Consider the following 21,706-nt stretch of genomic DNA (forward strand, 5'->3'; position numbering starts at 1 on the left):
GAAGGGCGCGACCCGGATGCTGCTGGTTCAGACAGCGGGCATTTGTTGCGTGGCGCAGTGAATGCCGCCACCAATCTCGCCTAGGGCATCGACATTAAGCGCGATGATCTCGCGGTCTGGGTAGAGCGCCTGAAGCGTGTCTTCGGCGGCGCGGTCGGCGGTGCGGTCGCCGAATTGGGCGGCGATCACCGCGCTATTGCAGACATAGTAGTTCACGTAAGATGCAACGAAATCGGCGCTGGTGATGCGCGTGGCCCATGGATCGGCGATTTCGGTTAGGCGCAGGCCCGCATTGCGCAGGATGTCGCGCGCCTGGAACGAGGCGGCGCTGAACGGGTCGTCAGGATCGACCTCCTCGGGCAGCTGGATCAGCGCATGGCCGGGGGCGACGAAGCGGGCCAGCGCGTCGATGTGGTAATCGGTGATGTCGTGGTCGGCGAGGCCGGGGGCCCAGATCATCCGCTCCGCACCGAGGCTTTCGACGATGCGCGCGCCGATCTGGTCGCGGCTGAGGCCCGGGTTGCGATTGTCGATCACCCAGGAACTCTCATGCGCCATTACAAGGCCAGCGCCGTCTTGTTCCAACCCACCAGCTTCGCCCACGACACCGCTGTCGATGAGGGGCAGGCCCATGCGTTCGGCCACACGCGCCGCGATCTGACCGTCTTGCACGTGGACCTGCTTGTTGCCCCAACCGTTGAAATTGAAGCTGAGCACGGCGCGTTCGCCTGCGTCGTTGGTCAGAAAGACTGGGCCAGAATCACGCGCCCAGAGGTCTTCGGTGGGGATGTCCCAGATCTCGATATCGCCCGACAGACGCCGCCCGGCCCCGGCAATGGCTTCAGTCGGCATCAGCAGAATGACCGGCTCAAACGCGGCTATCGTGTTGGCGATGTCTGCGATCGTGTCCTGCAGAATGCCAAGGAAATAACGGTCTGGGTGCACCTCTCGGCTGACCGGCCATTGCATGAACGTGGCCTCGTGCGGAGCCTCTTCCGCGGGCATGACCCAGCCGCCTGCCTGCGCCTGCGCGCGACCGCAAAACGCCAGACCTGCTGCCATTGCACCCATGCTGGCCCGTCGTGTCATGCGCATGCCTCACCCCCCATTCGCACGGCCAACTATCAACGGCACGGGGGCGTGTGCAAAGAAAAACGCCGCCCGGCGGATGCGCGGACGGCGTTCTTGGATTGATTGTCCGAAGGGAAGAGGTTGATTACTCTTCGCTGACCTCGGTGGCCGGAACTTCGTCGGCTGCGACCTCTTCTTCGCCCTCGTCCTCATCATCGGAGCCCCCGCCAAGGCCCTTGGGCGGCGAGATGTTGGCGATGACGAAGTCGCGGTCGATGGTGGCTTTTGCACCTTCCGGCAGCGTGACGGAGGAGATGGTGATCGTATCGCCGATCTCCAGCCCTTCGATGTCGATGGTGATCTGCTCAGGAATATCGCCTGCGGTCACGCGCAGTTCGACTTCTGGGCGCACCATGGTGAGCGAGCCACCCTTTTTGATGCCGGGGCACTTCTCTTCGCCGATGACTTCGACGGGGATAAAGAGGCTCACCTTCGAGGTGCGGCGCAGGCGCATCAGGTCGACATGCGTCGGCAGATCCTTGACGACGTCGCGCTGCACGTTGCGGCAGATCACGCGGACATCTTCCTGGCCTTCGACCTTGAGGTTGAAGAGCGTCGACAGGAAGCGGCCTGCCTTAAGGTTCTTCAAAAGGACGTTAAAGGGGATCTGGATCGGCAGCGGATCAGCGCCACCACCATAAACGATACCGGGCACTTTGCCTTCACGGCGTGCTTGACGAGCGGCCCCCTTGCCTGTCCCCGTCCGTGCCTCAGCGATAAGATCAGGAATCTCACCAGCCATTGCTATTCTCCTAAGAATGTGGACCGCCTCCAAGGGTGTCGGTCCGTGAATTGAAGTCGCGCGTATAGGGCAGGTGGCGGGCTTTGAAAAGACCCCTCTTGCGAGTCATGCAAGGCCCGTGCAACGGCTGGCGGCCATGAGCATTCTGTCCGCCCTCTTCGTCTCTCGCCGTCCGGTTGTCGCCTTCATGATCGTGGGCGTCTTTTGGGGATCGTTTGCGGCGCAGGTGCCGGTGTTGAAGGCGGGCATAGGGGCGGATGACACGTTGTTCGGGCTGGTGCTTTTGGGCACGTCGATTGGCCTCGTTTCAACCATGTGGCTCGCGCCGATATTTGACCGCGCGCTGGGGCGAAATGCGATGCCTGTCGCGGGGCTGATCTTTGCGCTGCTGGTGTTGGGGCCATCACTTGCGTCTGGGCCGCTATTGTTTTTTGTGGCGATGGTGGCTGCGGGCTACGCGTCGGGCATGTTGGACGTGGTAATGAATGCGCGCGTGTCGGAGCTTGAAGCGCGCCACGGGCGCTCGTTGATGAATGCAAATCACGCCATGTTTTCCGTGGCTTACGCGATTTCAGCCGTTTGCACTGGGTTTGCGCGCGAAGCCGGATTGGGGCCGGTGCAGATTTTCGGGACTATTGCCGTGCTGATCCTGTTCATGGCGCTCTGGTTGCGGATGGAAGTGGAGCCAATCGATGAAGAGGCCCGCCGGACAAACCGCTTTCCCTGGCCAACAGTGCTGATCTGCGGGGCCATCGTATTGGTTGCCTTCTTCGTGGAGGCGACGGTCGAGGCCTGGTCGGCGCTGCATATCGAACGCACGTTGGGCGGACGCGCTGCCGAAGGGGCGTTGGGGCCTGCCGTTTTGGGGCTGACGATGGCGGTCGGTCGCTTCTCAGGCCAGGCGCTGACGGAGCGGTTCAGCGAACATGCGATCATCGTGATCGGGACAGCTATGGCGAGCTGCGGCGCGTTGATTGCAGCGGCGGCGGCCACGCCACTGATTGCCTATTTGGGTTTTGGGGCCATGGGATTGGGAATCGCGGCGGTCGGGCCGGTTGGTCTGGCCATCGTGGGCCGTATGGTGCGGCCCGAGCACCGCACCGCGGCTGTCGCGCGGGCGGCGGTGATCGGTTTCATGGGCTTTGTTTTGGCACCATCGCTAATGGGATTCATCTCAGGCGCGTTCGGGTTGCGGATGGCGTTCGTTGTCGTTGCCTTTCTGGCCCTCCTCGCTCCGCTCCTCGCATTTTACCTGCGGTCCAACGCAGCGCGCTATTCCCACATGTCGTGAAAGCCCTTCGGGATCAGCAGATTGTGGCGGCCTAGGTCGGCGACATTGCGTTCGCCACATAGGCCCATCGACGTGTCGAGTTCCTTGTGGATCACCTCAAGCGCCTTCGTCACCCCGGCCTGGCCCATGGCACCGAGACCATAGACATAGGACCGCCCGATCATCGTGCCTTTCGCGCCGAGCGCGATAGCCTTCAGTACGTCCTGACCTGAGCGGATGCCGCTATCAAGATGCACCTCCATCTTGTCGCCGACCGCATCCATGATGCGGGGCAACATGCGGATGGAACTGAGCGCGCCGTCAAGCTGTCGGCCCCCGTGGTTTGAGACGACGATGGCGTCTGCGCCGACGTTCAGGGCCTGCTTCGCATCCTCTTCATCGAGAATACCCTTCAGGATCACGGGACCGTCCCACCAGCTGCGGAATTCTTTGATCCGTTCCCAGTCAAGGCTTTGGTCAAAGGCCTGCGCGGTCCACGAACTGAGCGAAGCGGGGTCGTCGATGCCGTCGATATGGCCCACGATATTGCCGAAGAAGCGCCGTTTGGTCCCCAGCATTTCCAGGCCCCACGGCACTTTCGTCATCATGTTGGCGATGGATTTCGGCGTCAGTTTGGGCGGAGCGGAGAGGCCGTTCTTGATGTCCTTATGGCGCTGGCCGAGCATTTGCAGATCGACCGTAATCACGAGGGCCGAGCACTTCGCGTCTTTGGCACGGGCAAAGAGGCGCTTCATGAAGTCGTCGTCTTTGAGCGTGTAGACTTGGAACCAGAATGGCTTCTGGGTGTGTTCGGCCACGTCTTCGATGGAGCAGATCGACATGGTCGAAAGCGTATAAGGCACACCGAACCGCTCAGCCGCGCGGGCGGCTTTTATCTCACCATCGGCGCATTGCATCCCGGTGAGGCCGACCGGAGCCAGCGCAACGGGCATGGAGACGTCTTGCCCCAGCATCTGTGTGGCGGTGGAGCGGCCTGCCATATCCTTGGCGATCCGTTGGCGCAGGCGTATCAGACTGAAATCACTGACATTCTCGCGGAAGGTTTGCTCCGTCCAGCTGCCCGATTCTGCGTAATCGTAGAACATCTTCGGCACGCGTCGCTTGTAGATGCGCTTGAGGTCTTCGATCTCGGTGATGACGGGCATGGCGGCTACTTTCAGAATTTGGTCAACTTTTCTTACCACTGCGATGGGGTGGAGTCCATTGGGATAGGGGCCGCGCGGTGCGTATGGGGATGGGCTTTGCGGCTTCGTTAAAACGGACTTGATAATAGTACGATATCGCACTAAGTAGTGCGATATCGTTATAAATACATTGCCCCGAGACACGTCTCTTTTGGTTGATGGGGTGCGCTGAACTGAAGGAGTTTGAGATGACGATGACACGCCGCAAAACCCTTGCCTTGATCGGGGGTGGGACAATCCTCGCTGCGACTGCCGCCGCTGGATATGACATCACCCGCTTGCCCAATGCCGCGGTCGCGCCTTGGGGTCAGGCGGGGCAATACGCCGATCCGCGCTTGCGGGCGCTGAGTTGGGCGATCCTTGCGCCGAACCCGCACAATCGGCAGCCGTGGATGGTGGACGTGTCGCTGCCCGATACGGTGATCCTCTACGTCGATCCGGAACGGATGTTGCCACACACCGACCCGTTCAATCGGCAGATCACGGTCGGCCTGGGCTGTTTTCTGGAAATCATGCGTATGGCCGCGTTGGAGGACGGACTGGCCGTTGAATTCGACCTGTTCCCGGATGGCAGTGACGCGGCCGTGCTGGACAATCGACCGGTGGCGATCTGCCATTTCAGCCCCACGGACGCGGCCCCCGACCCGTTGTTCGCGCACGTCCCGCATCGGCGTTCGAACAAGGAGCCATATGACATGACGCGCGACGTGCCGACCGAGGCTTTGGAGCGGATTGCGCAAGCGCCGATGCACTTTCCGATGGAGTTCACCAACGACGCCGTACGGGTCGAGCGGATGCGGGACCAATCCTTGCGCGCGCTGCGGGTCGAATTCGCGACCGAGCGCACGTTGCGCGAGTCGGTGGAGCTGTTCCGCATCGGTCACCGGGAGGTCAACGCCAACCCCGATGGCATCGATTTCAGCGGGCCGATGTTCGAGAGCCTGCGCATGACCGGCCTGTTTTCGCGCGAGGCCTCGATGGACATGGAGGGCTTTGTTGGGCAGCAAGCCGATGCAGCCTTTGCCGAAAACATGCTGAGTGCCATGGCGCATCTGTGGCAGGTCACGCCCGACAATAGCCGTCAAACGCAGATCCGGGCAGGGCAGGATTGGGTGCGGATCAATCTGGCCGCGACCGCTGAGGGCCTTGGCCTGCAACCACTGAGCCAAGCCTTGCAGGAATTCCCCGAGATGTCCGAGCTTTACGAAGAAGTGCACGGCGATCTGGCGCCAGCGGGCGGGACCGTGCAAATGTGGGCGCGCGTGGGGTATGGGCCGGAGGTGGGCGAAAGCCCGCGCTGGCCGTTGGAGGAGAAGATTGTCGGATAGCGACGGGGCAGGCGAAGGGCCGGGGCTTTACTTCCGGCTTTTCAACGAAATCGGGATCATCGAACAACTCAGCCGGGCCGCATTTCAGGCGCGGCTTCCCGATGGCGTTCTGGTGTCACATTTCGCGGTTCTAAACCACCTGGTGCGGGTCGCGGATGGGCGCACGCCGCTGGAGTTGTCTAACGCGTTCCAGCTGCCCAAGACGACGATGAGCCATACACTGATGCTGCTGGAAAAGCGCGACTGGATCGAGATGCGCCCGAACCCCGATGACAAGCGGTCAAAGCGGGTCTGGCTGACGGATGCGGGCCGCGCGTTTCGGGAGGAGGCGATCAAGTCGCTAGGAGGTGAGATAGGCTGGTTGGCTGAGGTATTCCCGCCGGAGGAGGCGCAGGCCCTGCTGCCGGGGCTGGAACGGCTGCGGGTTCTGCTGGACGCGCGGCGGGATTAGGGGGCTGGCTGCGCCGACACCGCTTCTGACCGTTGATAGGCCATGGACAGTGCGGTCGCGGTCAGCAGCGGCGTGACAAAGCCAAGCGTCCTGATAACCGAATAAATCAGGAGTTCTATTGCGACGGGTAGTTGTTCCCAAACACCTTCCAAGGTGGGTTCCAGTACTGCGATCAACAGGCCGATGACGGCAATTTGGTAGAGTATCGGTCCAAGGAAAAGCCGCAGGACCGTGCGCCAATATCCGTTTTTTGCGCGCCGGAATGCTGCCTTGAAACGCGCATCTCCTCCGATTGCAGCGGCAGGAAGCATTGTGCCTGCAGCTGCGAGCCAGAAGGGCGAGAGCAATGTCGTGACTATGAGTGCGAGGAGGAGCGCGCCGATTGCTTGCTCTGCCCCTACCGCAGGCAGGAACAGTGCAACCAATCCGCCGAAAACGAGAATGAGCGGCAGGAAGAGAAGCGCGAAGCGCCAAGAAAATGGGAGGAATGGCCATTTCTTTTGGTCTGCGTCTGTTGATGTGGGTGTCATCCAGATGCTGAGCTGTTCGTCCAGAAGGATGGCCCGGTGAAAGATCAACGCGAGCATCACAGTCACGACCAGAATGGCGCCGGTTCCGCTGCTTCCCCCGTCAAACGCGTAGGTTAGTCCCTCAAACAGGGCAGCCAGAAGGAAAAGAGACGGTAGAAACCGAAGGAAAAGACGACCTGCAATTAGGTACATCGCTTACGCCCGATGCGCGCCGTCGGCCAGTGACTTCACGAAAGCCACCACCTCGTCCACCGGTTTGCCAGCCGCGATTTCGGACACAATCGCGGAGCCGACCACGCAGCCATCCGCGACCGAGGCGATGGCCTGGCTTGCTTCCGGGGTGCGGATGCCGAAGCCCACGATGACGGGCAGGTCGGTTTTCGCCTTGATGCGGGCGACTTCGGGGGCGACGTCTGTGGCCTCGGCCGCCGCAGCCCCCGTGATGCCGGTGATCGAGACGTAGTAGACGAAGCCGGACGTGTTGGTCAGGACGGCGGGCAGGCGTGCGTCGTCGGTCGTTGGGGTGGCGAGGCGGATGAAGTTGAGGCCGGCGGCTTGGGCGGGGATGCAGAGTTCGTCATCCTCCTCGGGCGGCAGGTCCACGACGATGAGGCCGTCGATGCCTGCTTCTTTCGCATCCGTCAGGAACTGCTCCACCCCGCGCGAGTAGATGGGGTTGTAATAGCCCATCAGCACGATTGGGGTGGTGTCGTCGCCTGCGCGGAAATCGCGGGCCATTTGCAGGGTTTTCTCCAGCGTCATACCACCTTCGAGGGCGCGTTGACCGGCCAGCTGGATGGTGGCGCCGTCGGCCATGGGGTCGGTGAAGGGCAGGCCAAGCTCGATGATGTCGACGCCGGCATTTGGCAGGCCCTTCATGACGGCAAGGGCGGTGTCGTAGTCGGGATCACCGGCCATGATGTAGGAGACAAAGGCCTTCTTTCCCGAGGCTTGCAGGCGGGCAAAGGTATCGTCGATGCGGGTCATGGGCGGCTCCGTTTCGTGGTGCGCTCCGTTTGGGGCAAGGGGAGGCGGAAATCAAGCGGAGGGGGAAAAGAGCGCGGGTTTTCTCAGACGGTCTGGAACCAAAGGGGGGGTGAACCCATTTAATGGTCATGAATTATATCCTCGCCATATTGCTGCCGCCGCTTTCGATCTTTCTGGCCGGACGCGTGATCCTGGGTATCCTGATCGCGCCGATCTGGTTGCTTGCGATCATCTTTTCGGGCGGGCTGACCCACCCGATGTTCGTGCTACTGGCATGGTTCGTGATCTTTGAGCGCCGCAATGCGGGGCTTCGGGGTTAGGGCGCGGTAAGTCGCCAGAACCGCCACGGCAGAGCGATGGCCGCGACGGCCAGCCCCAGCATGTAGCCGATCCACACCCCCACTGCGCCGTAGTCCAGCACGAAGCCGAGCAGGTAGCTGGTGGGCAGGGCGACGGGCCAGTAGGCGATGAGCGTCACAACGGACGGCCATGTGTTGTCGGACATGCCGCGCAGGGCGCCAAGTGCCACGTCTTGGATGCCGCCTGAGATCTGCAGGAGCGCGAGGATCAGGAACAAGAGTGTGGCGAGTTCCACCACCGCCGGATCGCTGGACATGGTGGTGGCCATGAGACGACCACCGAAGATGAAGACCAAAGCGGCGAGGATTTGCCACAGCGTCACGAGCGCGAAAGAGGCTTTCAGGATCGGGCGCAGGCGTTGCGTCCGGGCACTGCCCACGGCCTGGCCCACGCGGATTGAGGCTGCACCCGCCATGCCGAGCGGGATCATGTAGGCCACGCCTGCAAGCGCATTGACGATCTGGTGGGCGGCCAAAGCCTCAGCCCCGAGCCAGCCCATCATAATGCCGACAATCGCGTAAGCTCCGCCTTCGCCCGCATAGCCGAGGCAGAGGGGCAGGGCCTGCTTGAGTTGGTCGATGACATCACTCCATGCGACGGCGACGCGCTGCCGGTAGGGCGCCATGGAGGGGGCTTTCCAAAGGACCAGCGCACCCACGAGCAGGGAGCAGCTTTGCGATAGGATGGAGGCGAGACCTGCGCCCAAAAGGCCCCATTCGAAGACGTGAATGAAGGTGTAGTTCGCAGGCACGTTCACCACGACGCCGATATAGCTGAGGCCAACGGCGACCCAGGGGCGGTCTATGGCGTCCCACAGGCTTTTCAAGCCGAAGAAAACCGTAAACGGCAAGATCCAGAGCGCCATGGACGCCCAGTAGGGCAGCAGGATAGCGAGAACCTCGGGTGGTTGGCCGAGCGGCCCAAGCAAAGGGAAGACCGCGAGCATGATGAGGGTGGAGCCCCCACCACCGAGCGCGCAGAGCAACAGCCCCGAACGCAGCGCCTTGGCCACGCGGGCGGGATCCTCGGCGCCGTCGCCTTGGCTGATCTGGACGGAGATCACGGTGATCAGGCCCCAGAGTGCGGAGATCAGGATGATCAGCACGGCGGTGGTGATGCCGGCTGCGGCCAGCGGAACGGTGCCAAGGGGTGAGATCATGGCGGTGTCGACAACGCCGATCAGCAGGGCTGCGGCAAGGCCTGCCATTAGGGGTACAGACAGGCGGATCAGCGGCCCGAATTCGGCGCGCGTGGCACCTTGGGTAGGTAGGGTTTGGTCAGTCATGGGTCACCTGCCGGGTGAAACCGGCAAAAAAGAAGGTCGCAATGCGCGGATGCGCTGGGTTCAAGGGGCGTTCAGGCCCGCGACGGGTGATCCATGGATTTGGTCCTTAATGGGACGTGATGTGTAAAGCCGTTTATGCCGATTGCGCGGCTGTGTCGAGAGAGCCGCTGCGATGACAGGCACAAAGGTGCCATGCCCTGACAGGACGGCCACATTGTTAATGGCCTATGCACCAAGGGGGACCTTCCGGGTTCCGGCGGTAATCTGAATAGTCCTCGACACATTCCGTGTTCAGTCGATGCCAGATGTCGCGCCAATCGCCGCCTGCGAAAAAGAACGAAAGTCCGATTTCTTCGGCTGTGCCTGCGGTCAGAGCGGCTGGCCCGATGCGACTGATCGGAAGGTTGGGAACGACGCCATACTGGTCTCGCTGCTCGAACCATCCTTGCAAAGTGGCCTCAATGCGGGAGGGACCTGGGTCTTCGTCTGTGATGGCGCGGGTAAGAGAGGTGATCCGATAGCCCGGCCCCAAGTGCATGGAGAGCGTGTCGGGCGCCACCGGGACAGCGTGCGTTGGAAAGTCGATGTTGGGCACAAGGATCATTTCGGGATAGCCCGTGGCCGGCGTGTAATCGTATGGGCCGGACAGGGCCTGAATGGCCGCGAAATAGGCGCGGCTGTGCCTGCGTTCGGTCAGCGCGCCGGCCTCACGCGCGAGCCGTGGCACCGCAGGGTACGCGCGGCCCGGCGAAATGAAGAGGTATGTGTCGGGTGTGAGCTGGAGGGCCAGCGCTTCTCCGGTCGCGTACCATGCGATAGCAGGCGATAGGGTGTTCGGTTCGGGAGCATATCCTGCGGAGTAGGTCAGGATGGTCGTATCCTCGACGATGCCGGTCGGAGTTTGAACCGTTGCCGTGAAAATCTCGTTCCAGTCGTAGTAGATGCGGTACGGCACGAAGGCGCGATAGATCCACCAGCCGAGTACGAGCGCGGCGATCATGACAAGGCCGCCGAAGATGACGATGCCTTTGAGAAAGAAATCGGTTTTGGTCGCCATAGTCGCCTGGTTTCTCGTTCCGTTGGGAAAAAACAAATGGACGGGGCTAAATCATGACAGCTTCGCGGTCATCCGAAGACGCATGACACGACCTTGGGACCCTTTGCTTAACACTCTGTAAACGCGCTAAGACTATGTTACCGTGCACCAACGGGCTTGGGGTCTTCAGCATGACGCCGGACTATCTTGAAATCGAGGACGATCAGCTACGGCGCGCGGCGGCGGCCTTGGAGGCTGCGCGCATTGGCGTTTGGGAGTTTGAGCCCAGAACCACGCGCGCCTTCTGGGATGACAGGGTTCGGGAATTGTGGGGCGCGGCCCCGGATCAGGTGATTGACTACGATTTCGTGGTCTCCCGGGTGCATCCGGATGATCGCGAGATGCATGACCGCGAGACAGCGAACGCGCTTGATCCGGCAGGCGCGGGCGAGATGGATATGGAATACCGGCTGATCCCGCGCGGCGATCTGCCGGAGACGTGGATCAAGGCAAAGGCGCGGACGCTGTTTGAGAATGGTGAGCCAGTACGTCTTGTGGGCACGGTCGAGGATATCACCACCCGCAAGCGGGCCGAAATCCGCAATGACATCCTGTTGCGTGAACTTCAGCACCGCCTGAAGAACACGCTCGCCTTGGTTGGATCAGTGATCCATCTGTCGAAGAAGCAACATGACACAGTCGAGGATTTCGCGGACATGTTGATGGGGCGCGTGCACGCGCTGGCCCATGCGCAGGAATTGCTGCGGTCCAATGATTGGCAGGATGTCTGGCTGTCGCAGGTGTGTGAGGTCGTACTGGACAGTGTTGTGGGTGATGCGGGGCGCATCGAGGCGCAATGGGACAATGATATTCTGATCCCTGAGCAATATGTGCTGACCTCGTCCATGGCGGTGTATGAGCTTGCCACGAACTCGGTCAAATATGGCGCGTTGAGTGACGCGGCGGGCACGGTGGTGCTGTCGGGCCAGGAAGACGGGACGACGAAGCGGTTTATATGGCGCGAACGTGGTGGCCCTGTGGTTGCGGACGGGGCGTTCGCGCAGACCGGATTTGGCAGCCTGCTGTTGGGCACGATCTGGCCGCAGGAGTTGCACGGATCCGCGAGTTATCGCGGTGAGGCAGGGAGCGCAGTTTACGCATTGGTCTTGGATGGAGCCATGCCATGAGTATGGATCGGCAAGGCATTTTGATCGTGGAAGACCAGATGCTTCTGGCGATGGATCTGTCCATGTCGCTGGAGCGCGAGGGGTTCCAGGCTTTAGGCCCCTGCGCGAGTGTCGATGCCGCGCTTGAGGTCTTGGCAGAGGCCACGCCCAAGGCTGCCATCCTTGACGTCAATCTGGGCTCTGGCACGACGAGTGAGCCAATTGCAGCGGAATTGGCGCGGCGCAAGGTGCCGTTTGCGTTTCTGACGGCCTATAGCCGCGACATTCCGATCATGGACACGTTCCCCGACGCCTTGTTCGAGGACAAGCCGGTCAACGACATGAAGCTGCGCAAATTGCTGGACGGTCTGGTGCCGTCCGAGGGTTAGCGCTACTCCGCCGCGATCTGTTCAACCTTTGGGTCATATCCGTCGCGGGTTTGCGGGGTTTTGATGCCCAATGCGGCCCCGGCGACCTGCGTGCGCAGGATCTGCGCAGTGCCGCCGCCGATGGTGAACATGCGGACATCGCGGTACATGCGTTCCAGCGGTTCGGCATCGGAATAGCCGCGCGCGCCGAACATTTGCAGGGAATTATTGACCACCTGAATGGCGATCTCGGACGCGAAGAGCTTGGCGCGGGCGGCGCTGGCGATGTCGGGGAACGGGTCGCTCGATTTGGCGGCTTCGCGCAGCATGAGGCGGGCGGCGTGGACTTGGATGTCTGCGTCCGCGATCATCCATTGCAGGCCCTGGAATTCGGCGAGCGGACGGCCGAATTGCTGACGCTCAAGGAGGTATGTTTTCGCACGATCCAGCGCACCTGCGGCAACCCCCATGGCGATGGTGCCCGCGCCGACGCGCTGGGAATTGTAGGCGTTCATGAGGTCGGCAAAGCCACGACGCAGGCCGGACGGCGGCTGGAGGAGCCACTTCTCGTGCACTTCGAGGTCTTTGAAATGCAGCGTGGCCTCGGGCATGCCGCAAAGGCCCATCGTGTGTTCGCGGCCCGCGATCTCGAACCCCTTGGGCGGGTTGGCCGGGTCGATATGGACGACGAAGCCGCCGATACCTTGCTCATGGCCTTGCTCATCAAGGACGCGGGCGAAGATGAGGTGGAGTTTCGACACACCGCCGCCGGTGATCCAGTGCTTGGTGCCGTTGAGGATGTAGGTGTCGCCCTGCTTGCGGGCGGTTGTCTGCATTTCGGTTGCGGCCGATCCGGCCTCGGGCTCGGTGATGCAGATGGCGGGTTTGTCGCCAGCCAGAACGATGGGCGCGCAATGGGATTTCTGCTCGTCGGTGCCGTAGGCCATGACGGCGGAGATGCCGCCCATGTTGGCCTCCACCACGATGCGGGCGGAGAGGGTGCAGGCCTTGGCGATTTCCTCGACCACTTCGACCACGGTGAGGTAATCCGCGCCTTGGCCGCCGTATTCGGTCGGGATCGTCATGCCCATCAGGCCCGCATCCGTCATGTCCTGCACGTTTGGCCATGGGTAGCTGCGCGTCTTGTCCCAATGGGCGGCGCGGTCTGCGAATTTCGGGGCGAGCGCCTTGGCTTCGGCGACGAGCGGATGGGTCATGTTTGGCCTCACGTTTCTGTGATGACTTGACCATACGGAAGCTGTGCTTCAAATCCATGGAATAAGATTGGATGTGAAATTCAGGGAAGTTGGATTTGCAGACGCGCGCATTGAAGACGTTGGTGAAGGTCGCGCAGGTGGGCAGCTTCCTCGGCGCGGCGGAGCAATTGAGCATGACGCTGAGCGCACTGTCGATGCAGATGAAAGCGCTGGAGGCGGAGCTGGGCGTGGCGTTGTTCGACCGCTCGGTCAGGCCGCCACGGCTGACGCCGGTGGGACGGTCGGTGGTGGACGAGGCTGAGGGCGTCTTGGCGCGGGAGGAGCGGTTGTGGGAAATCGTGCGGCCCGGCGCGGATCTGGTGGGGGCCTACAAGCTGGGCTTCGTGACGACGGCGGCGGTGCGGTTGCTGCCGGGGTTTCTGAAGGCGGCGCGGGGTGGACGGGCGACGTTTTCGGTTGAGACGGGGTTGAGCGCGGTCATCACCGAGAAGGTGCTGACCGGGCAGTTGGATGCGGGCGTGGTGACGAATGCGGACGGGTTGCCGGAGGGGCTTTCGGCACGGCTATTGAGGCGAGAGCCGTTTGTGTTTGCGGTGCACCGGGACATCGCCCCCGACATGGAGCGCCAGACCTTCTTTCACTTCATGCCGGGCACGGGGATCGGGAAGTTGATTGCGGGCGCAATGGGGGAGCCTGCGGATGTGGTGGTTCTGGATAACCTTGAGGCGATCATGGAATGCGTTTGCGCAGGGCTGGGGTACACGCTGATGCCGGTGCCGGATGTGGAGCGCTATCTGACCGAGGATGTCGTCGTGCTGCCGGGGCCGGAGGGGCTTCAACGGCGGCTTGAGCTGGTGGTGCGCAAAGGCAGTGCCTTGGCGCGACGCGAGGACGCTTTGGCTGGGTTGTTCGGAGTGGTTGCGGCGGATGGCGGCGCGCCGTAGAAGGCGGCGATATCTCGGAAAAGGACGCGGCGATGGGCTTCAAGATGGGCATTGTGGGCTTGCCGAATGTGGGCAAATCCACCCTCTTCAACGCGCTGACCAAGACGGCAGCAGCGCAGGCGGCGAACTTTCCGTTCTGCACGATTGAACCCAATGTGGGCGATGTGGCCGTGCCCGATGCGCGGCTGGATACACTGGCCGAGATTGCGGCGTCAAAATCCATCGTGCCGACGCGGATGACCTTTGTGGACATTGCGGGCCTGGTGAAGGGCGCGAGCAAAGGCGAGGGCTTGGGCAACCAGTTCCTCGCCAATATCCGCGAGACCGACGCGATTGCCCATGTGTTGCGCTGTTTTGAGGATGGCGACGTGACCCATGTGGACGGCCGCGTGGACCCGGTGGCCGACGCGGAGACCATCGAGACGGAGCTGATGCTGGCCGATCTGGAGAGCATCGAGAAGCGCCTGCAGAACATCATCCGCAAGGTGCGCGGCGGCGACAAGGAAGCGGTGCAGGCGCAGCGCCTGATGGAGGTCGCCAAGGAGGCGCTGGAAAACGGCAAGCCTGCGCGGACGGTGGACGTGGATGCCGAGGATGCGAAGGCGTGGAAGATGTTGCAGCTGCTGACTGCGAAGCCGGTGCTCTATGTCTGCAATGTCGAGGAAGAGAATGCCGGGACGGGGAATTCTCAGTCTGCGCGGGTGGCCGAGATGGCGGCTGCGCAGGGGAATTCTCACGTGGTGATCTCCGCCAAGATCGAGGAGGAGATTGCCCAGCTCGACGAGGACGAGGCGCAGATGTTCCTTGAGGAGTTGGGGCTGGAAGAGGCCGGCTTGGACCGGTTGATCCGCGCGGGCTACGAGTTGCTGAACCTGCAGACCTACTTCACTGTGGGCCCGAAGGAGGCGCGCGCCTGGACGATCAAGGAGGGCACTCTGGCCCCGCAGGCCGCCGGTGTGATCCACGGTGATTTCGAAAAGGGTTTCATCCGGGCAGAGACGATTGCCTATGATGATTTCGTGTCCTTGGGTGGCGAAAACGCGGCCAAGGACGCGGGCAAGATGCGCGCCGAGGGCAAGGGATATGTGGTGAAGGACGGGGACGTTCTGCATATTCTGCACAGCGGGTAGGGGGCTAGCCCCCGTCGCCTTTGGCGACTCCCCCAAGGTTATTTGGGCAAGATGAAAGGACAACGCTGGGATGGAGCATTTGGAGGCATTCCGGCACCGGCCTGTGCATGTCTTGCCGTTGGTCGAACGCGATGGTTGGCGGCTGAAGCGTTACGGGATCGTTGCGGACGGTCGTGCGCTGGACATGGGCGTGGCCGATGCGGCCAGCGCGGCGGCGGTGCGGGGATTGCCGGAACCCGGCGCAGTTGAGGAAGGTTCCGGGAACCATGGCGCCTGGTTCCAGATCGTTCACTTCGCGCAAACAGCGGTGGTTTCGCCGATCTTCTATTGGCAGTGGGGCAGCGTGCTGTCGCACGGGCCGCAAATGCGTGCGCCCTGGGAGGCGCCGACGGCGTTCGCGGAAGGCTTTTCGGAGATTGTCGGCTGCATCTGGGAGATGGAGCTTGTCGCCTTCGAGGTCGATCTTTGGAAGCGCGTGATGCTGGGGGATGGGGGCGATCCCGAGGCCCGATTGGCCCGGTATCTGGAAGGCGCGCCGGGGTGAGCGGCGCGCCTTTGGTTCGTTTTCAGCCTTAGCGACCGAAGGCTGTGACCACTGCCTGCGAACCGGGGTTCACGATGGTCTGATACTGGAACCGGATCTGGTCGATGTTGCGGACCGGGCCGCGCAGGTTGAACCAGCCGGTGCAATTGCCGGGGCGCACGATGCGGCGCACGCCGAGGTCCTGGCTGCCGCCGAGGGCGAAGCTGACATCGACATCACCGAAATGCACGGCACGGTTGGCGACGCAGAAGCGGACCTCGCGGAACAGCGCCGGGCCGGGGACGGAGATCACGTCGACATCGGAGGTGTCAGCGGCCACGCGGGCGCCGAGGAAGGTGTTGGCCGAGGCCGGTGCCGTTGAGGCGGCGAGGCCGGCCAGCACGATGAGGGAGAGGACCTTGGGGTTCAGGGCTTTGAGGGTCAGTTTCATAGTTCAATTCCTTTGGGTTCAAGTTTGGGTTCAAAAAGTGTTGGTGTCTGAAATGCTGTAGACATGAGGTATCACGGGGGCTGGCGGGATTTCCGTCGCCCTCTGCGCGATTTTTTTGCCAGAAATCGGCTAAGCGATTGATTTTGCGCGGGAAGAAAGTGCGTTTTTTACGGGTCTGGCTGGTCGCTGACCTGTTGGTGGACCTCGATCACATTGCCTTCGGGGTCGTGGAAGAAGACCTGATGCCATTCGGCGGAGAAGGCGGTGCCGTAGTCTGAATAGGGGATGCCGCGCGCGTCGAGCAGGGCGAGGAAGGCGGGCAGATCATCAGTGCGAAAGGCGATATGGCCACGCTCGATCGGGTTGATGACCTGCCCGTTGTGGAAAGCGACGGAGAGGTTCCTTTCGGCCAGGTGCATTTGCATGCCCCCGTCCGTGGCGAAGCGGATTTTTCCAGCGAAGCCTTTGCCGTCCTTCGCCTCGGTTCGGGGGAATTGGCTGGCGGGCATATCATCGAGGCCGAGGACCTGCGTGTAGAAGTCGTGCATCCGGTCGACATCTTCGGAGACGAAGTTGATGTGGTGGAATTCGAGTTTCATAGGCGCGGTCTCCGGCAGGGGCTTGAGGCATCCTGCCGGTTCTGCACGGAATGTCACGCGGCGAGCGTTTCCGCCAGTTTGTCGAAGGCCTGGTTCCAGCCGCCTTCGCCGGGCGAGCCTGCGGGGACGCCGATATGGCGCATGACCATGCGGGTGCCGGTGCCGTCTTCGCTGAGCTCGATATGAACCTCGGTCATCTCTGGCGTGCCTTCGGGCATGCCCATCGCGGCGGGGGAGAGGACGTTGCCGTCGGCGTCGCACATCGCCTCGGAATAGACGAGGCGGGTTTTGGGGGTGACCTCGGTATAGGTGCCGGTGAAATACATCGTCATCGTGCGGTCGGGACGATTCATCTGCATGGTGACGCGGCGAGTGCCGCCGACTTGTACGTCCATGCTGGCCTCGGGCACAGACATGCCCATGGGGCCGTACCATTGCATGAACAGCTCCGCCTCGGTCCAGAAACGCCAGACCATGTCGAGGGGAGCATCGAAGTGGCGTTCAATGCGTACGAAGCCTGCGAGTTCAGTCATTGTCATGGTCCTTCATGTTGGAAAGGGCGGTGTCGAGCGCGTCGAAACGAGCGCTCCAGATATGGCGGTATTGCTCGGTCCAGTCGGCGATCTGCTGGAGCGGCTGGGCGTTGAGCGTGCAGGGGCGGAATTGAGCGGTCTGCGTGCGTTCGATGAGGCCCGCCTTTTGCAGAACGCGGATGTGCTGGGAGATGGCGGGCAAGCTCATCTCGAACGGTTTGGCCAGATCGTTGACGGTGGCGGGGCCAGTGGCCAGCCGCGCCAGGATGGCGCGGCGGGTGGGGTTGGCGAGCGCGGCAAAGGTGGCGTCGAGTTGAGCATCATGTGTCATAGGGATGTATTATTAAGTGAGTCGCTTAATTAAGCAAGTGCTTTATTATTTGCGCGTGATGAAGCGGATCATCTTTGCTGAATTGCCAAGCCACTGGAATTGCAGTCACATGCGCCTCTGCCCGGACGTGCCGGGTCGGGGAGGGCATCCGTGAGCGCGCAATCTGAGGACAGTAAGGCCGGGTTCGGTTATGCGATCAGCGCCTACGTTCTGTGGGGCGGTTTGCCGCTTTATCTGAAGGCGTTGGAGCACTTGCCAGCGGCAGAGGTGGTGGCGCATCGCGTGGTCTGGTCGCTGCCTCTGATCGGTTTGCTGATCTGGGTAACGGGGCGCACGGCAGATCTGAAGGCGGCGTTGCGCTCGCCCCGGATGTTGGCGATGGCGGCGCTGACGAGTGCATTCATCTCGGTCAACTGGGGCGTCTACGTCTGGGCGATTGCCAATGAACGGGCTTTGGATGGTGCGCTGGGCTACTACATCAACCCGCTATTCAGCGTGTTTCTGGGCGCGGTGCTGCTGGGCGAGAAGTTGGACGCGTTGAAATGGGCGGCCGTGGCCTTGGCAGCGGCAGCGGTTGTGGTTTTGACGGTTGCGCAAGGCAGCTTGCCATGGCCCGCGCTGGCGCTGATGCTGAGCTGGGGCGGCTATGCGTTTTGCAAGCGGCGGTTGCCCATAGGGCCGAACCAGGGGTTCTTTCTGGAGGTCGCGATATTGAGCGTGCCAGCATTGGCATATCTGGTCTGGCTCGGCGGCGATGGCGCGTTTTTGGGGGAGACGCGCGATACATGGCTGCTGATGTGTGCAGGCGTTGTGACGGCGGTGCCGCTGATCCTTTACGTCAATGGTGCGAAGCTATTGCGGCTCAGCACGATTGGCATCCTGCAATACATCGCGCCAACGCTAATCATGTTGGTAGCCTTGTTCGTCTTTGGTGAGCCATTCGGGACGGCGCGTGCGATGGCATTCCCGATGATTTGGGGCGCATTGGCGCTTTATTCGGTGGCTTTGGTCCGTGAGGCAAGAGCTGCCGATTGAGCCTTGTTTTCCCTGTGCGGCGCTTATAGACCCAGCGGCGGAGACGTGGCCGAGTGGTCGAAGGCGCTCCCCTGCTAAGGGAGTAGGCGGGAAACCGTCTCGAGGGTTCGAATCCCTTCGTCTCCGCCACCCTAATCTTTTTCGTTGAATCGACACGGTCGGATTTTCGATCGGTGTCGCAAGGTTGAGCCTTAGACCAGCGAACGCGCTTGCGATTGGCTGTCTGGACGAAGACCAGAGCTGAGCATCAATTGGTGCAGCAAACCCTCAGTGGGGTGCGCAATGCTTCAAGGCAGCCAACGCGCCTTGAAGCTGCAACGCATGCCTTAGAAAGGCGCAAATCCGTCGCTTCGTGCCTCAGGCATTGACCATCGTTCTTGAGGGCTCGTGGCTTGCTCCGGTGCGCCTTCCATCGGAATTTGTCCGTGATCGCCGTAGAGCCAAAGCACGAAATTGAAGCGTTCGCCTTTGGTGATCGGTTCTGACGCATGGGGGATGCGGCCGTGGTGGATGAGCGCCGTGCCGGGCTCGAACGACAGCTTTTCAACGCGGCGTGTCGCGGGATCAATGAAGCTGACCGCTGATCCGTCATACGCCCCGCCCGGCAGGTTGAAGTTGATGTTGAGTGTCACTGCCGAGGCGTCGGTGTGCGGCCGCAGAGACGTGTCCTTGTTCGCTTGCCATTGGATTGAGAAGCCGAACGTTTGCGTGTCGTATCCCATCACATCCGGGAACAGCATCCGGGAGATTGGACGCATGTAGCGGTGCATGAGATCGTGGTAGACCGCCTGGAATGCGGGTGCGGCGAGGTAGCCTTCGGATCTGGGGTCCAACATGGCGCCGCCTCGGTTCAACGAGATGCCGTAAGGTGGGCGAAGCGGGATATCGGCCTCTGCCACAGCGCCCATGTAGGCGCGCAGGGTGGCAAGTTGTTCGACATCAAAGAATTGCGTGCGGTAGACGCCTGGAAACACCTCTTCCCAGAGGTCCTGAACCGCGCCTTCGGTGCTTGGGTCAACCCAAGCTGCGTCCACCGCGTTTTGCAGCTTTGAGTCGAAAATCGAACTGTCCAGCTTGGGGAGTTTTCCGTCGAGGCTGTCTTCCCACTCCGCCCAAGCCTTTTCGAACTGCTCTTTGTTGCCGTCCCAGAATTGCTGGACCGAAGGGTGCCTTCGCAACATGGCGTCCCGCGTGGGACGTTCTACGGTGCGGGCGTGTTGAAGCGATGTTTGAGTCATTCTTTTATTTCTCCTGATCGGCCGTTTCTTTGTGCCTTGAGATCCATGTATTTTCGTCGAAACGGCCAAGAAATAGGCCGAAATCGGAAATAGTATTCGGGTTTCGCTTATAATCGGAGCCGACGTGCTATGAGTCAGGCGGCCATGCCAGAACGCGACCGCGAGGGTGGCCTCCGCAACCTGAAAACTAGACTGATCGACAAAAGTGCATCAGGCGCTCGCGATGCTGTTCAACGCAGACATCACAGCCGCCACGTGATTGGCTTGGCTCGCCGCCCCGTGCGGCGGAGCGAAGCGCCCGCTGTCATTGTCAAAATACTTGCCGGAGGCATTGGCGAAATCGCTGCCGGTCGAAGCGGCAACCAAAATATCAGCCCCTATGCTCAGATCATTGCCCGCCACGCCGAAGCCTTCCTTCACCATCTTGGACGCAAGCAGAGAGCCCGGGTTGACCGAAACAACTACCGGCCCTTGCGGGAGGTCTTTGGCCATTTCAGCGCTCCAAATCGTGATGGCCAGCTTGCTTTGTGCGTAAGCCTCCATGTCGCCCATAGGTTGGAACACGGTCATGCCATCGACATCGACTGGGGCCTGGGCAGCCGATGACAGATTCACTACGCGGCCTGCCTTTGGAATGATCGGAAGGAGTGCCCGCGTCAAAATGTACGGCGCAATGGTGTTCACGTCGAAACGGATATCTCTGCCCGCCGCTGTCTTGGCGTGGGGCGTTTTCAGGACACCGGCATTGTTGATCAGCACGTCCAGCCTTTCATGGTCGGACAGGACCGCCTCAGCCATAGCCCGCACGTCGCCCATCTTTGAAAGATCGGCTTGATAGGTTGACGGTTTGCCGTGAACTTGCGCGGCGGCCTTCGCGAGCTTGTCCGCGCTGCGTCCGTGAAGAAGCACCTTATGGCCGAGTGCTCCAAGTTTTTGGGCGGTCAAAAGGCCGATGCCGTCCGTGGCACCTGTGATCAGAATGGTCTTTGTCATGTTGTTTCCTTGTCTCGATGCAGGCCGGGGGGCGACTTGGCTAGCCGTCATAGCGAATGAGGGTACGGCTCTCGATGCTGGTTCGGATGGTGTGGATTGTTGGGTCCTCGACCATGTCCACGGCGCTGTGGCCTACCGATGGCAAGCCCTGATTGTCGTAGATGTTGAAGTAGGCGATTTCGTCAGGGGTCATCTTTGACTGATAGACCCATTGGTGAGCCTCGTTTGCAGCTAATCCGAAGATTTGGCCACGCCGATCCGGGTAGATGAGGTCGATCAAGATCCAGTCATCTGGCGCAACAGAAGCGGGTTTCAGGAAAGCCAGGGGTGCAGAGTTGATCGGATTGCGTACGGGACGCCAGATGTTGATGAAAGCATAGTGGCCGGTCGCCCATTGCCTGGCGCGCTTTTCGCCAAGAATATCGACAAGACGTTTCTTTGCACCGTCGGCACTATAGTCACTGTGGACGTTCCGCGCTGGCTTGCGGTCTGAGTTGGGATCATCTTCGCGGACGGTGTGATCGAAAATCACGACTTCTTTTGCGCCCAGATTGCTTTCCAGGAAATCTGAGAGCTCCTCGTCATAGATTGATTGCCAGCCTTTCCAGTCGAAATCGGTCACTGAGGATGGAAGGCCAGCGAACGCAATACCGTCCCGTTCAAATGAAACGGACGCTTCACCAAGCCTAGTGTCGTGCAGTGGCACCTTGGTTGTGGCAAGTTCCGGCGAGACGAGCTTGCCCACGATACCACCGGCGTCGATTTCGAATGCCTGCCGCTCAGCCTTGTGGACGTGATAGTTTACGGTTCCAACGCGCGGCATCTTTTGTCCTCCGACTGCCTTTAAGCTTCT

The 21,706-nt window shown here is 61.3% G+C and carries 25 protein-coding genes and 1 tRNA gene; 11 read left to right on the top strand and 15 right to left on the bottom strand.

The window, feature by feature from the left end; genetic code table 11:
• Nucleotides 1–27: 27 nt before the first annotated feature.
• Together V8J81_RS01390 and V8J81_RS01395 are read right to left on the bottom strand one after the other, a co-directional pair.
• Complete coding sequence (locus V8J81_RS01390) at nucleotides 28–1,095, bottom strand: agmatine deiminase family protein (protein ID WP_368473965.1); 1,068 nt, start codon at nucleotides 1,093–1,095, stop codon at nucleotides 28–30.
• A 121-nt stretch (nucleotides 1,096–1,216) separates the two neighbouring features.
• Nucleotides 1,217–1,873 carry a 50S ribosomal protein L25/general stress protein Ctc gene (locus tag V8J81_RS01395; protein ID WP_368473966.1) on the bottom strand — a complete coding sequence of 219 codons (657 nt, stop codon included), beginning with the start codon at nucleotides 1,871–1,873 and terminating at the stop codon, nucleotides 1,217–1,219.
• A 136-nt stretch (nucleotides 1,874–2,009) separates the two neighbouring features.
• Here V8J81_RS01395 and V8J81_RS01400 point away from each other — a divergent pair, with 136 nt between their 5' ends.
• Nucleotides 2,010–3,164 (top strand): MFS transporter, encoded by a 1,155-nt coding sequence (locus tag V8J81_RS01400; RefSeq protein ID WP_368473967.1) that lies wholly within the window; start codon nucleotides 2,010–2,012, stop codon nucleotides 3,162–3,164.
• Here V8J81_RS01400 and V8J81_RS01405 read toward each other — a convergent pair.
• Complete coding sequence (locus tag V8J81_RS01405) at nucleotides 3,146–4,309, bottom strand: alpha-hydroxy acid oxidase (RefSeq protein ID WP_368473968.1); 1,164 nt, start codon at nucleotides 4,307–4,309, stop codon at nucleotides 3,146–3,148. The two genes, V8J81_RS01400 and V8J81_RS01405, sit on opposite strands and share 19 nt — an antisense overlap.
• 227 nt (nucleotides 4,310–4,536) lie before the next feature.
• Between V8J81_RS01405 and V8J81_RS01410 the strand changes: the two genes are divergently transcribed.
• Nucleotides 4,537–5,676 (top strand): Acg family FMN-binding oxidoreductase, encoded by a 1,140-nt coding sequence (locus V8J81_RS01410; RefSeq protein WP_368473969.1) that lies wholly within the window; start codon nucleotides 4,537–4,539, stop codon nucleotides 5,674–5,676.
• Nucleotides 5,666–6,127, top strand: coding sequence for a MarR family winged helix-turn-helix transcriptional regulator (locus V8J81_RS01415; RefSeq protein WP_368473970.1), 462 nt, complete (start codon nucleotides 5,666–5,668; stop codon nucleotides 6,125–6,127). The genes V8J81_RS01410 and V8J81_RS01415 overlap by 11 nt, the downstream gene beginning before the upstream one ends.
• On the opposite strand, the gene V8J81_RS01420 is transcribed toward V8J81_RS01415, so the two are convergent.
• Nucleotides 6,124–6,714 (bottom strand): hypothetical protein, encoded by a 591-nt coding sequence (locus V8J81_RS01420; RefSeq protein WP_368473971.1) that lies wholly within the window; start codon nucleotides 6,712–6,714, stop codon nucleotides 6,124–6,126. The genes V8J81_RS01415 and V8J81_RS01420 overlap by 4 nt on opposite strands.
• A 138-nt stretch (nucleotides 6,715–6,852) precedes the next feature.
• On the bottom strand, nucleotides 6,853–7,644 hold the full coding sequence (gene trpA, locus V8J81_RS01425; protein ID WP_368473972.1) for a tryptophan synthase subunit alpha: 792 nt from the start codon (nucleotides 7,642–7,644) through the stop codon (nucleotides 6,853–6,855).
• Nucleotides 7,645–7,772: 128 nt separating this feature from the next.
• On the opposite strand from trpA, the gene V8J81_RS01430 reads away from it, so the two are divergent.
• Nucleotides 7,773–7,964, top strand: a complete 192-nt coding sequence (locus V8J81_RS01430) for a hypothetical protein (protein ID WP_368473973.1) — start codon at nucleotides 7,773–7,775, stop codon at nucleotides 7,962–7,964.
• On the opposite strand, the gene V8J81_RS01435 is transcribed toward V8J81_RS01430, so the two are convergent.
• Nucleotides 7,961–9,289, bottom strand: a complete 1,329-nt coding sequence (locus V8J81_RS01435; RefSeq protein ID WP_368473974.1) for an MATE family efflux transporter — start codon at nucleotides 9,287–9,289, stop codon at nucleotides 7,961–7,963. The two genes, V8J81_RS01430 and V8J81_RS01435, sit on opposite strands and share 4 nt — an antisense overlap.
• Nucleotides 9,290–9,506: 217 nt before the next feature.
• Nucleotides 9,507–10,346: a hypothetical protein gene (locus V8J81_RS01440; RefSeq protein ID WP_368473975.1), complete on the bottom strand. Its 840-nt coding sequence runs from the start codon at nucleotides 10,344–10,346 to the stop codon at nucleotides 9,507–9,509.
• A 170-nt stretch (nucleotides 10,347–10,516) separates the two neighbouring features.
• On the opposite strand from V8J81_RS01440, the gene V8J81_RS01445 reads away from it, so the two are divergent.
• Both V8J81_RS01445 and V8J81_RS01450 read left to right on the top strand, forming a co-directional pair.
• Nucleotides 10,517–11,512, top strand: a complete 996-nt coding sequence (locus V8J81_RS01445) for a sensor histidine kinase (RefSeq protein WP_368473976.1) — start codon at nucleotides 10,517–10,519, stop codon at nucleotides 11,510–11,512.
• The gene (locus tag V8J81_RS01450; protein WP_368473977.1) at nucleotides 11,509–11,880 is read left to right on the top strand and encodes a response regulator; all 372 of its coding nucleotides are present in this window, start codon (nucleotides 11,509–11,511) and stop codon (nucleotides 11,878–11,880) included. The genes V8J81_RS01445 and V8J81_RS01450 overlap by 4 nt, the downstream gene beginning before the upstream one ends.
• 2 nt (nucleotides 11,881–11,882) lie before the next feature.
• Here the strand turns inward: V8J81_RS01450 and acdA are convergent, their stop codons facing one another.
• Nucleotides 11,883–13,076, bottom strand: a complete 1,194-nt coding sequence (acdA, locus tag V8J81_RS01455; RefSeq protein WP_368473978.1) for a 3-sulfinopropanoyl-CoA desulfinase — start codon at nucleotides 13,074–13,076, stop codon at nucleotides 11,883–11,885.
• Nucleotides 13,077–13,171: 95 nt separating this feature from the next.
• Between acdA and V8J81_RS01460 the strand changes: the two genes are divergently transcribed.
• From V8J81_RS01460 to V8J81_RS01470, 3 genes are all read left to right on the top strand, one after another.
• Nucleotides 13,172–14,020, top strand: a complete 849-nt coding sequence (locus V8J81_RS01460) for a LysR family transcriptional regulator (protein WP_368473979.1) — start codon at nucleotides 13,172–13,174, stop codon at nucleotides 14,018–14,020.
• 32 nt (nucleotides 14,021–14,052) lie between these two features.
• The gene (ychF, locus tag V8J81_RS01465) at nucleotides 14,053–15,150 is read left to right on the top strand and encodes a redox-regulated ATPase YchF (RefSeq protein WP_368473980.1); all 1,098 of its coding nucleotides are present in this window, start codon (nucleotides 14,053–14,055) and stop codon (nucleotides 15,148–15,150) included.
• A gap of 70 nt (nucleotides 15,151–15,220) precedes the next feature.
• On the top strand, nucleotides 15,221–15,694 hold the full coding sequence (locus V8J81_RS01470) for a hypothetical protein (protein ID WP_368473981.1): 474 nt from the start codon (nucleotides 15,221–15,223) through the stop codon (nucleotides 15,692–15,694).
• A gap of 28 nt (nucleotides 15,695–15,722) precedes the next feature.
• On the opposite strand, the gene V8J81_RS01475 is transcribed toward V8J81_RS01470, so the two are convergent.
• The 4 genes from V8J81_RS01475 to V8J81_RS01490 all read right to left on the bottom strand — a co-directional run bounded on the left by V8J81_RS01475 (nucleotide 15,723) and on the right by V8J81_RS01490 (nucleotide 17,587).
• Nucleotides 15,723–16,124: a DUF2541 family protein gene (locus tag V8J81_RS01475; RefSeq protein WP_368473982.1), complete on the bottom strand. Its 402-nt coding sequence runs from the start codon at nucleotides 16,122–16,124 to the stop codon at nucleotides 15,723–15,725.
• 167 nt (nucleotides 16,125–16,291) lie between these two features.
• Nucleotides 16,292–16,723, bottom strand: coding sequence for a VOC family protein (locus V8J81_RS01480; RefSeq protein WP_368473983.1), 432 nt, complete (start codon nucleotides 16,721–16,723; stop codon nucleotides 16,292–16,294).
• A gap of 53 nt (nucleotides 16,724–16,776) precedes the next feature.
• On the bottom strand, nucleotides 16,777–17,256 hold the full coding sequence (locus V8J81_RS01485; RefSeq protein WP_368473984.1) for an SRPBCC family protein: 480 nt from the start codon (nucleotides 17,254–17,256) through the stop codon (nucleotides 16,777–16,779).
• Nucleotides 17,249–17,587, bottom strand: coding sequence for an ArsR/SmtB family transcription factor (locus V8J81_RS01490; RefSeq protein WP_368473985.1), 339 nt, complete (start codon nucleotides 17,585–17,587; stop codon nucleotides 17,249–17,251). The genes V8J81_RS01485 and V8J81_RS01490 overlap by 8 nt, the downstream gene beginning before the upstream one ends.
• Before the next feature lie 150 nt (nucleotides 17,588–17,737).
• Here V8J81_RS01490 and rarD point away from each other — a divergent pair, with 150 nt between their 5' ends.
• Nucleotides 17,738–18,622 carry an EamA family transporter RarD gene (rarD, locus tag V8J81_RS01495; protein WP_368473986.1) on the top strand — a complete coding sequence of 295 codons (885 nt, stop codon included), beginning with the start codon at nucleotides 17,738–17,740 and terminating at the stop codon, nucleotides 18,620–18,622.
• Between the two features lie 39 nt (nucleotides 18,623–18,661).
• Nucleotides 18,662–18,751: transfer RNA gene (locus V8J81_RS01500), tRNA-Ser, on the top strand.
• A 197-nt stretch (nucleotides 18,752–18,948) separates the two neighbouring features.
• On the opposite strand, the gene V8J81_RS01505 is transcribed toward V8J81_RS01500, so the two are convergent.
• The 3 genes from V8J81_RS01505 to V8J81_RS01515 all read right to left on the bottom strand — a co-directional run bounded on the left by V8J81_RS01505 (nucleotide 18,949) and on the right by V8J81_RS01515 (nucleotide 21,676).
• Nucleotides 18,949–19,860 (bottom strand): 2OG-Fe(II) oxygenase family protein, encoded by a 912-nt coding sequence (locus V8J81_RS01505; RefSeq protein WP_368473987.1) that lies wholly within the window; start codon nucleotides 19,858–19,860, stop codon nucleotides 18,949–18,951.
• 210 nt (nucleotides 19,861–20,070) lie between these two features.
• Nucleotides 20,071–20,853, bottom strand: a complete 783-nt coding sequence (locus V8J81_RS01510; RefSeq protein WP_368473988.1) for an SDR family NAD(P)-dependent oxidoreductase — start codon at nucleotides 20,851–20,853, stop codon at nucleotides 20,071–20,073.
• A 40-nt stretch (nucleotides 20,854–20,893) separates the two neighbouring features.
• The gene (locus V8J81_RS01515) at nucleotides 20,894–21,676 is read right to left on the bottom strand and encodes a CmcJ/NvfI family oxidoreductase (protein ID WP_368473989.1); all 783 of its coding nucleotides are present in this window, start codon (nucleotides 21,674–21,676) and stop codon (nucleotides 20,894–20,896) included.
• Between the last annotated feature and the right edge of the window lie 30 nt (nucleotides 21,677–21,706).

Origin of the sequence: Gymnodinialimonas sp. 202GB13-11 (assembly GCF_040932485.1) — a bacterium.
Lineage (GTDB): Bacteria > Pseudomonadota > Alphaproteobacteria > Rhodobacterales > Rhodobacteraceae > Gymnodinialimonas > Gymnodinialimonas hymeniacidonis.

Bases quoted from the DNA above. Each gene is read 5' to 3' on its own strand.
- V8J81_RS01390 (WP_368473965.1), bottom strand. From the start codon at position 1,095: ATGCGCATGACACGACGGGCCAGCATGGGTGCAATGGCAGCAGGTCTG.
- V8J81_RS01395 (WP_368473966.1), bottom strand. From the start codon at position 1,873: ATGGCTGGTGAGATTCCTGATCTTATCGCTGAGGCACGGACGGGGACA.
- V8J81_RS01400 (WP_368473967.1), top strand. From the start codon at position 2,010: ATGAGCATTCTGTCCGCCCTCTTCGTCTCTCGCCGTCCGGTTGTCGCC.
- V8J81_RS01405 (WP_368473968.1), bottom strand. From the start codon at position 4,309: ATGCCCGTCATCACCGAGATCGAAGACCTCAAGCGCATCTACAAGCGA.
- V8J81_RS01410 (WP_368473969.1), top strand. From the start codon at position 4,537: ATGACGATGACACGCCGCAAAACCCTTGCCTTGATCGGGGGTGGGACA.
- V8J81_RS01420 (WP_368473971.1), bottom strand. From the start codon at position 6,714: ATGCTCGCGTTGATCTTTCACCGGGCCATCCTTCTGGACGAACAGCTC.
- trpA (WP_368473972.1), bottom strand. From the start codon at position 7,644: ATGACCCGCATCGACGATACCTTTGCCCGCCTGCAAGCCTCGGGAAAG.
- V8J81_RS01430 (WP_368473973.1), top strand. From the start codon at position 7,773: ATGAATTATATCCTCGCCATATTGCTGCCGCCGCTTTCGATCTTTCTG.
- V8J81_RS01435 (WP_368473974.1), bottom strand. From the start codon at position 9,289: ATGACTGACCAAACCCTACCTACCCAAGGTGCCACGCGCGCCGAATTC.
- V8J81_RS01440 (WP_368473975.1), bottom strand. From the start codon at position 10,346: ATGGCGACCAAAACCGATTTCTTTCTCAAAGGCATCGTCATCTTCGGC.
- V8J81_RS01445 (WP_368473976.1), top strand. From the start codon at position 10,517: ATGACGCCGGACTATCTTGAAATCGAGGACGATCAGCTACGGCGCGCG.
- V8J81_RS01450 (WP_368473977.1), top strand. From the start codon at position 11,509: ATGAGTATGGATCGGCAAGGCATTTTGATCGTGGAAGACCAGATGCTT.
- acdA (WP_368473978.1), bottom strand. From the start codon at position 13,076: ATGACCCATCCGCTCGTCGCCGAAGCCAAGGCGCTCGCCCCGAAATTC.
- ychF (WP_368473980.1), top strand. From the start codon at position 14,053: ATGGGCTTCAAGATGGGCATTGTGGGCTTGCCGAATGTGGGCAAATCC.
- V8J81_RS01470 (WP_368473981.1), top strand. From the start codon at position 15,221: ATGGAGCATTTGGAGGCATTCCGGCACCGGCCTGTGCATGTCTTGCCG.
- V8J81_RS01475 (WP_368473982.1), bottom strand. From the start codon at position 16,124: ATGAAACTGACCCTCAAAGCCCTGAACCCCAAGGTCCTCTCCCTCATC.
- V8J81_RS01480 (WP_368473983.1), bottom strand. From the start codon at position 16,723: ATGAAACTCGAATTCCACCACATCAACTTCGTCTCCGAAGATGTCGAC.
- V8J81_RS01485 (WP_368473984.1), bottom strand. From the start codon at position 17,256: ATGACTGAACTCGCAGGCTTCGTACGCATTGAACGCCACTTCGATGCT.
- V8J81_RS01490 (WP_368473985.1), bottom strand. From the start codon at position 17,587: ATGACACATGATGCTCAACTCGACGCCACCTTTGCCGCGCTCGCCAAC.
- V8J81_RS01505 (WP_368473987.1), bottom strand. From the start codon at position 19,860: ATGACTCAAACATCGCTTCAACACGCCCGCACCGTAGAACGTCCCACG.
- V8J81_RS01510 (WP_368473988.1), bottom strand. From the start codon at position 20,853: ATGACAAAGACCATTCTGATCACAGGTGCCACGGACGGCATCGGCCTT.
- V8J81_RS01515 (WP_368473989.1), bottom strand. From the start codon at position 21,676: ATGCCGCGCGTTGGAACCGTAAACTATCACGTCCACAAGGCTGAGCGG.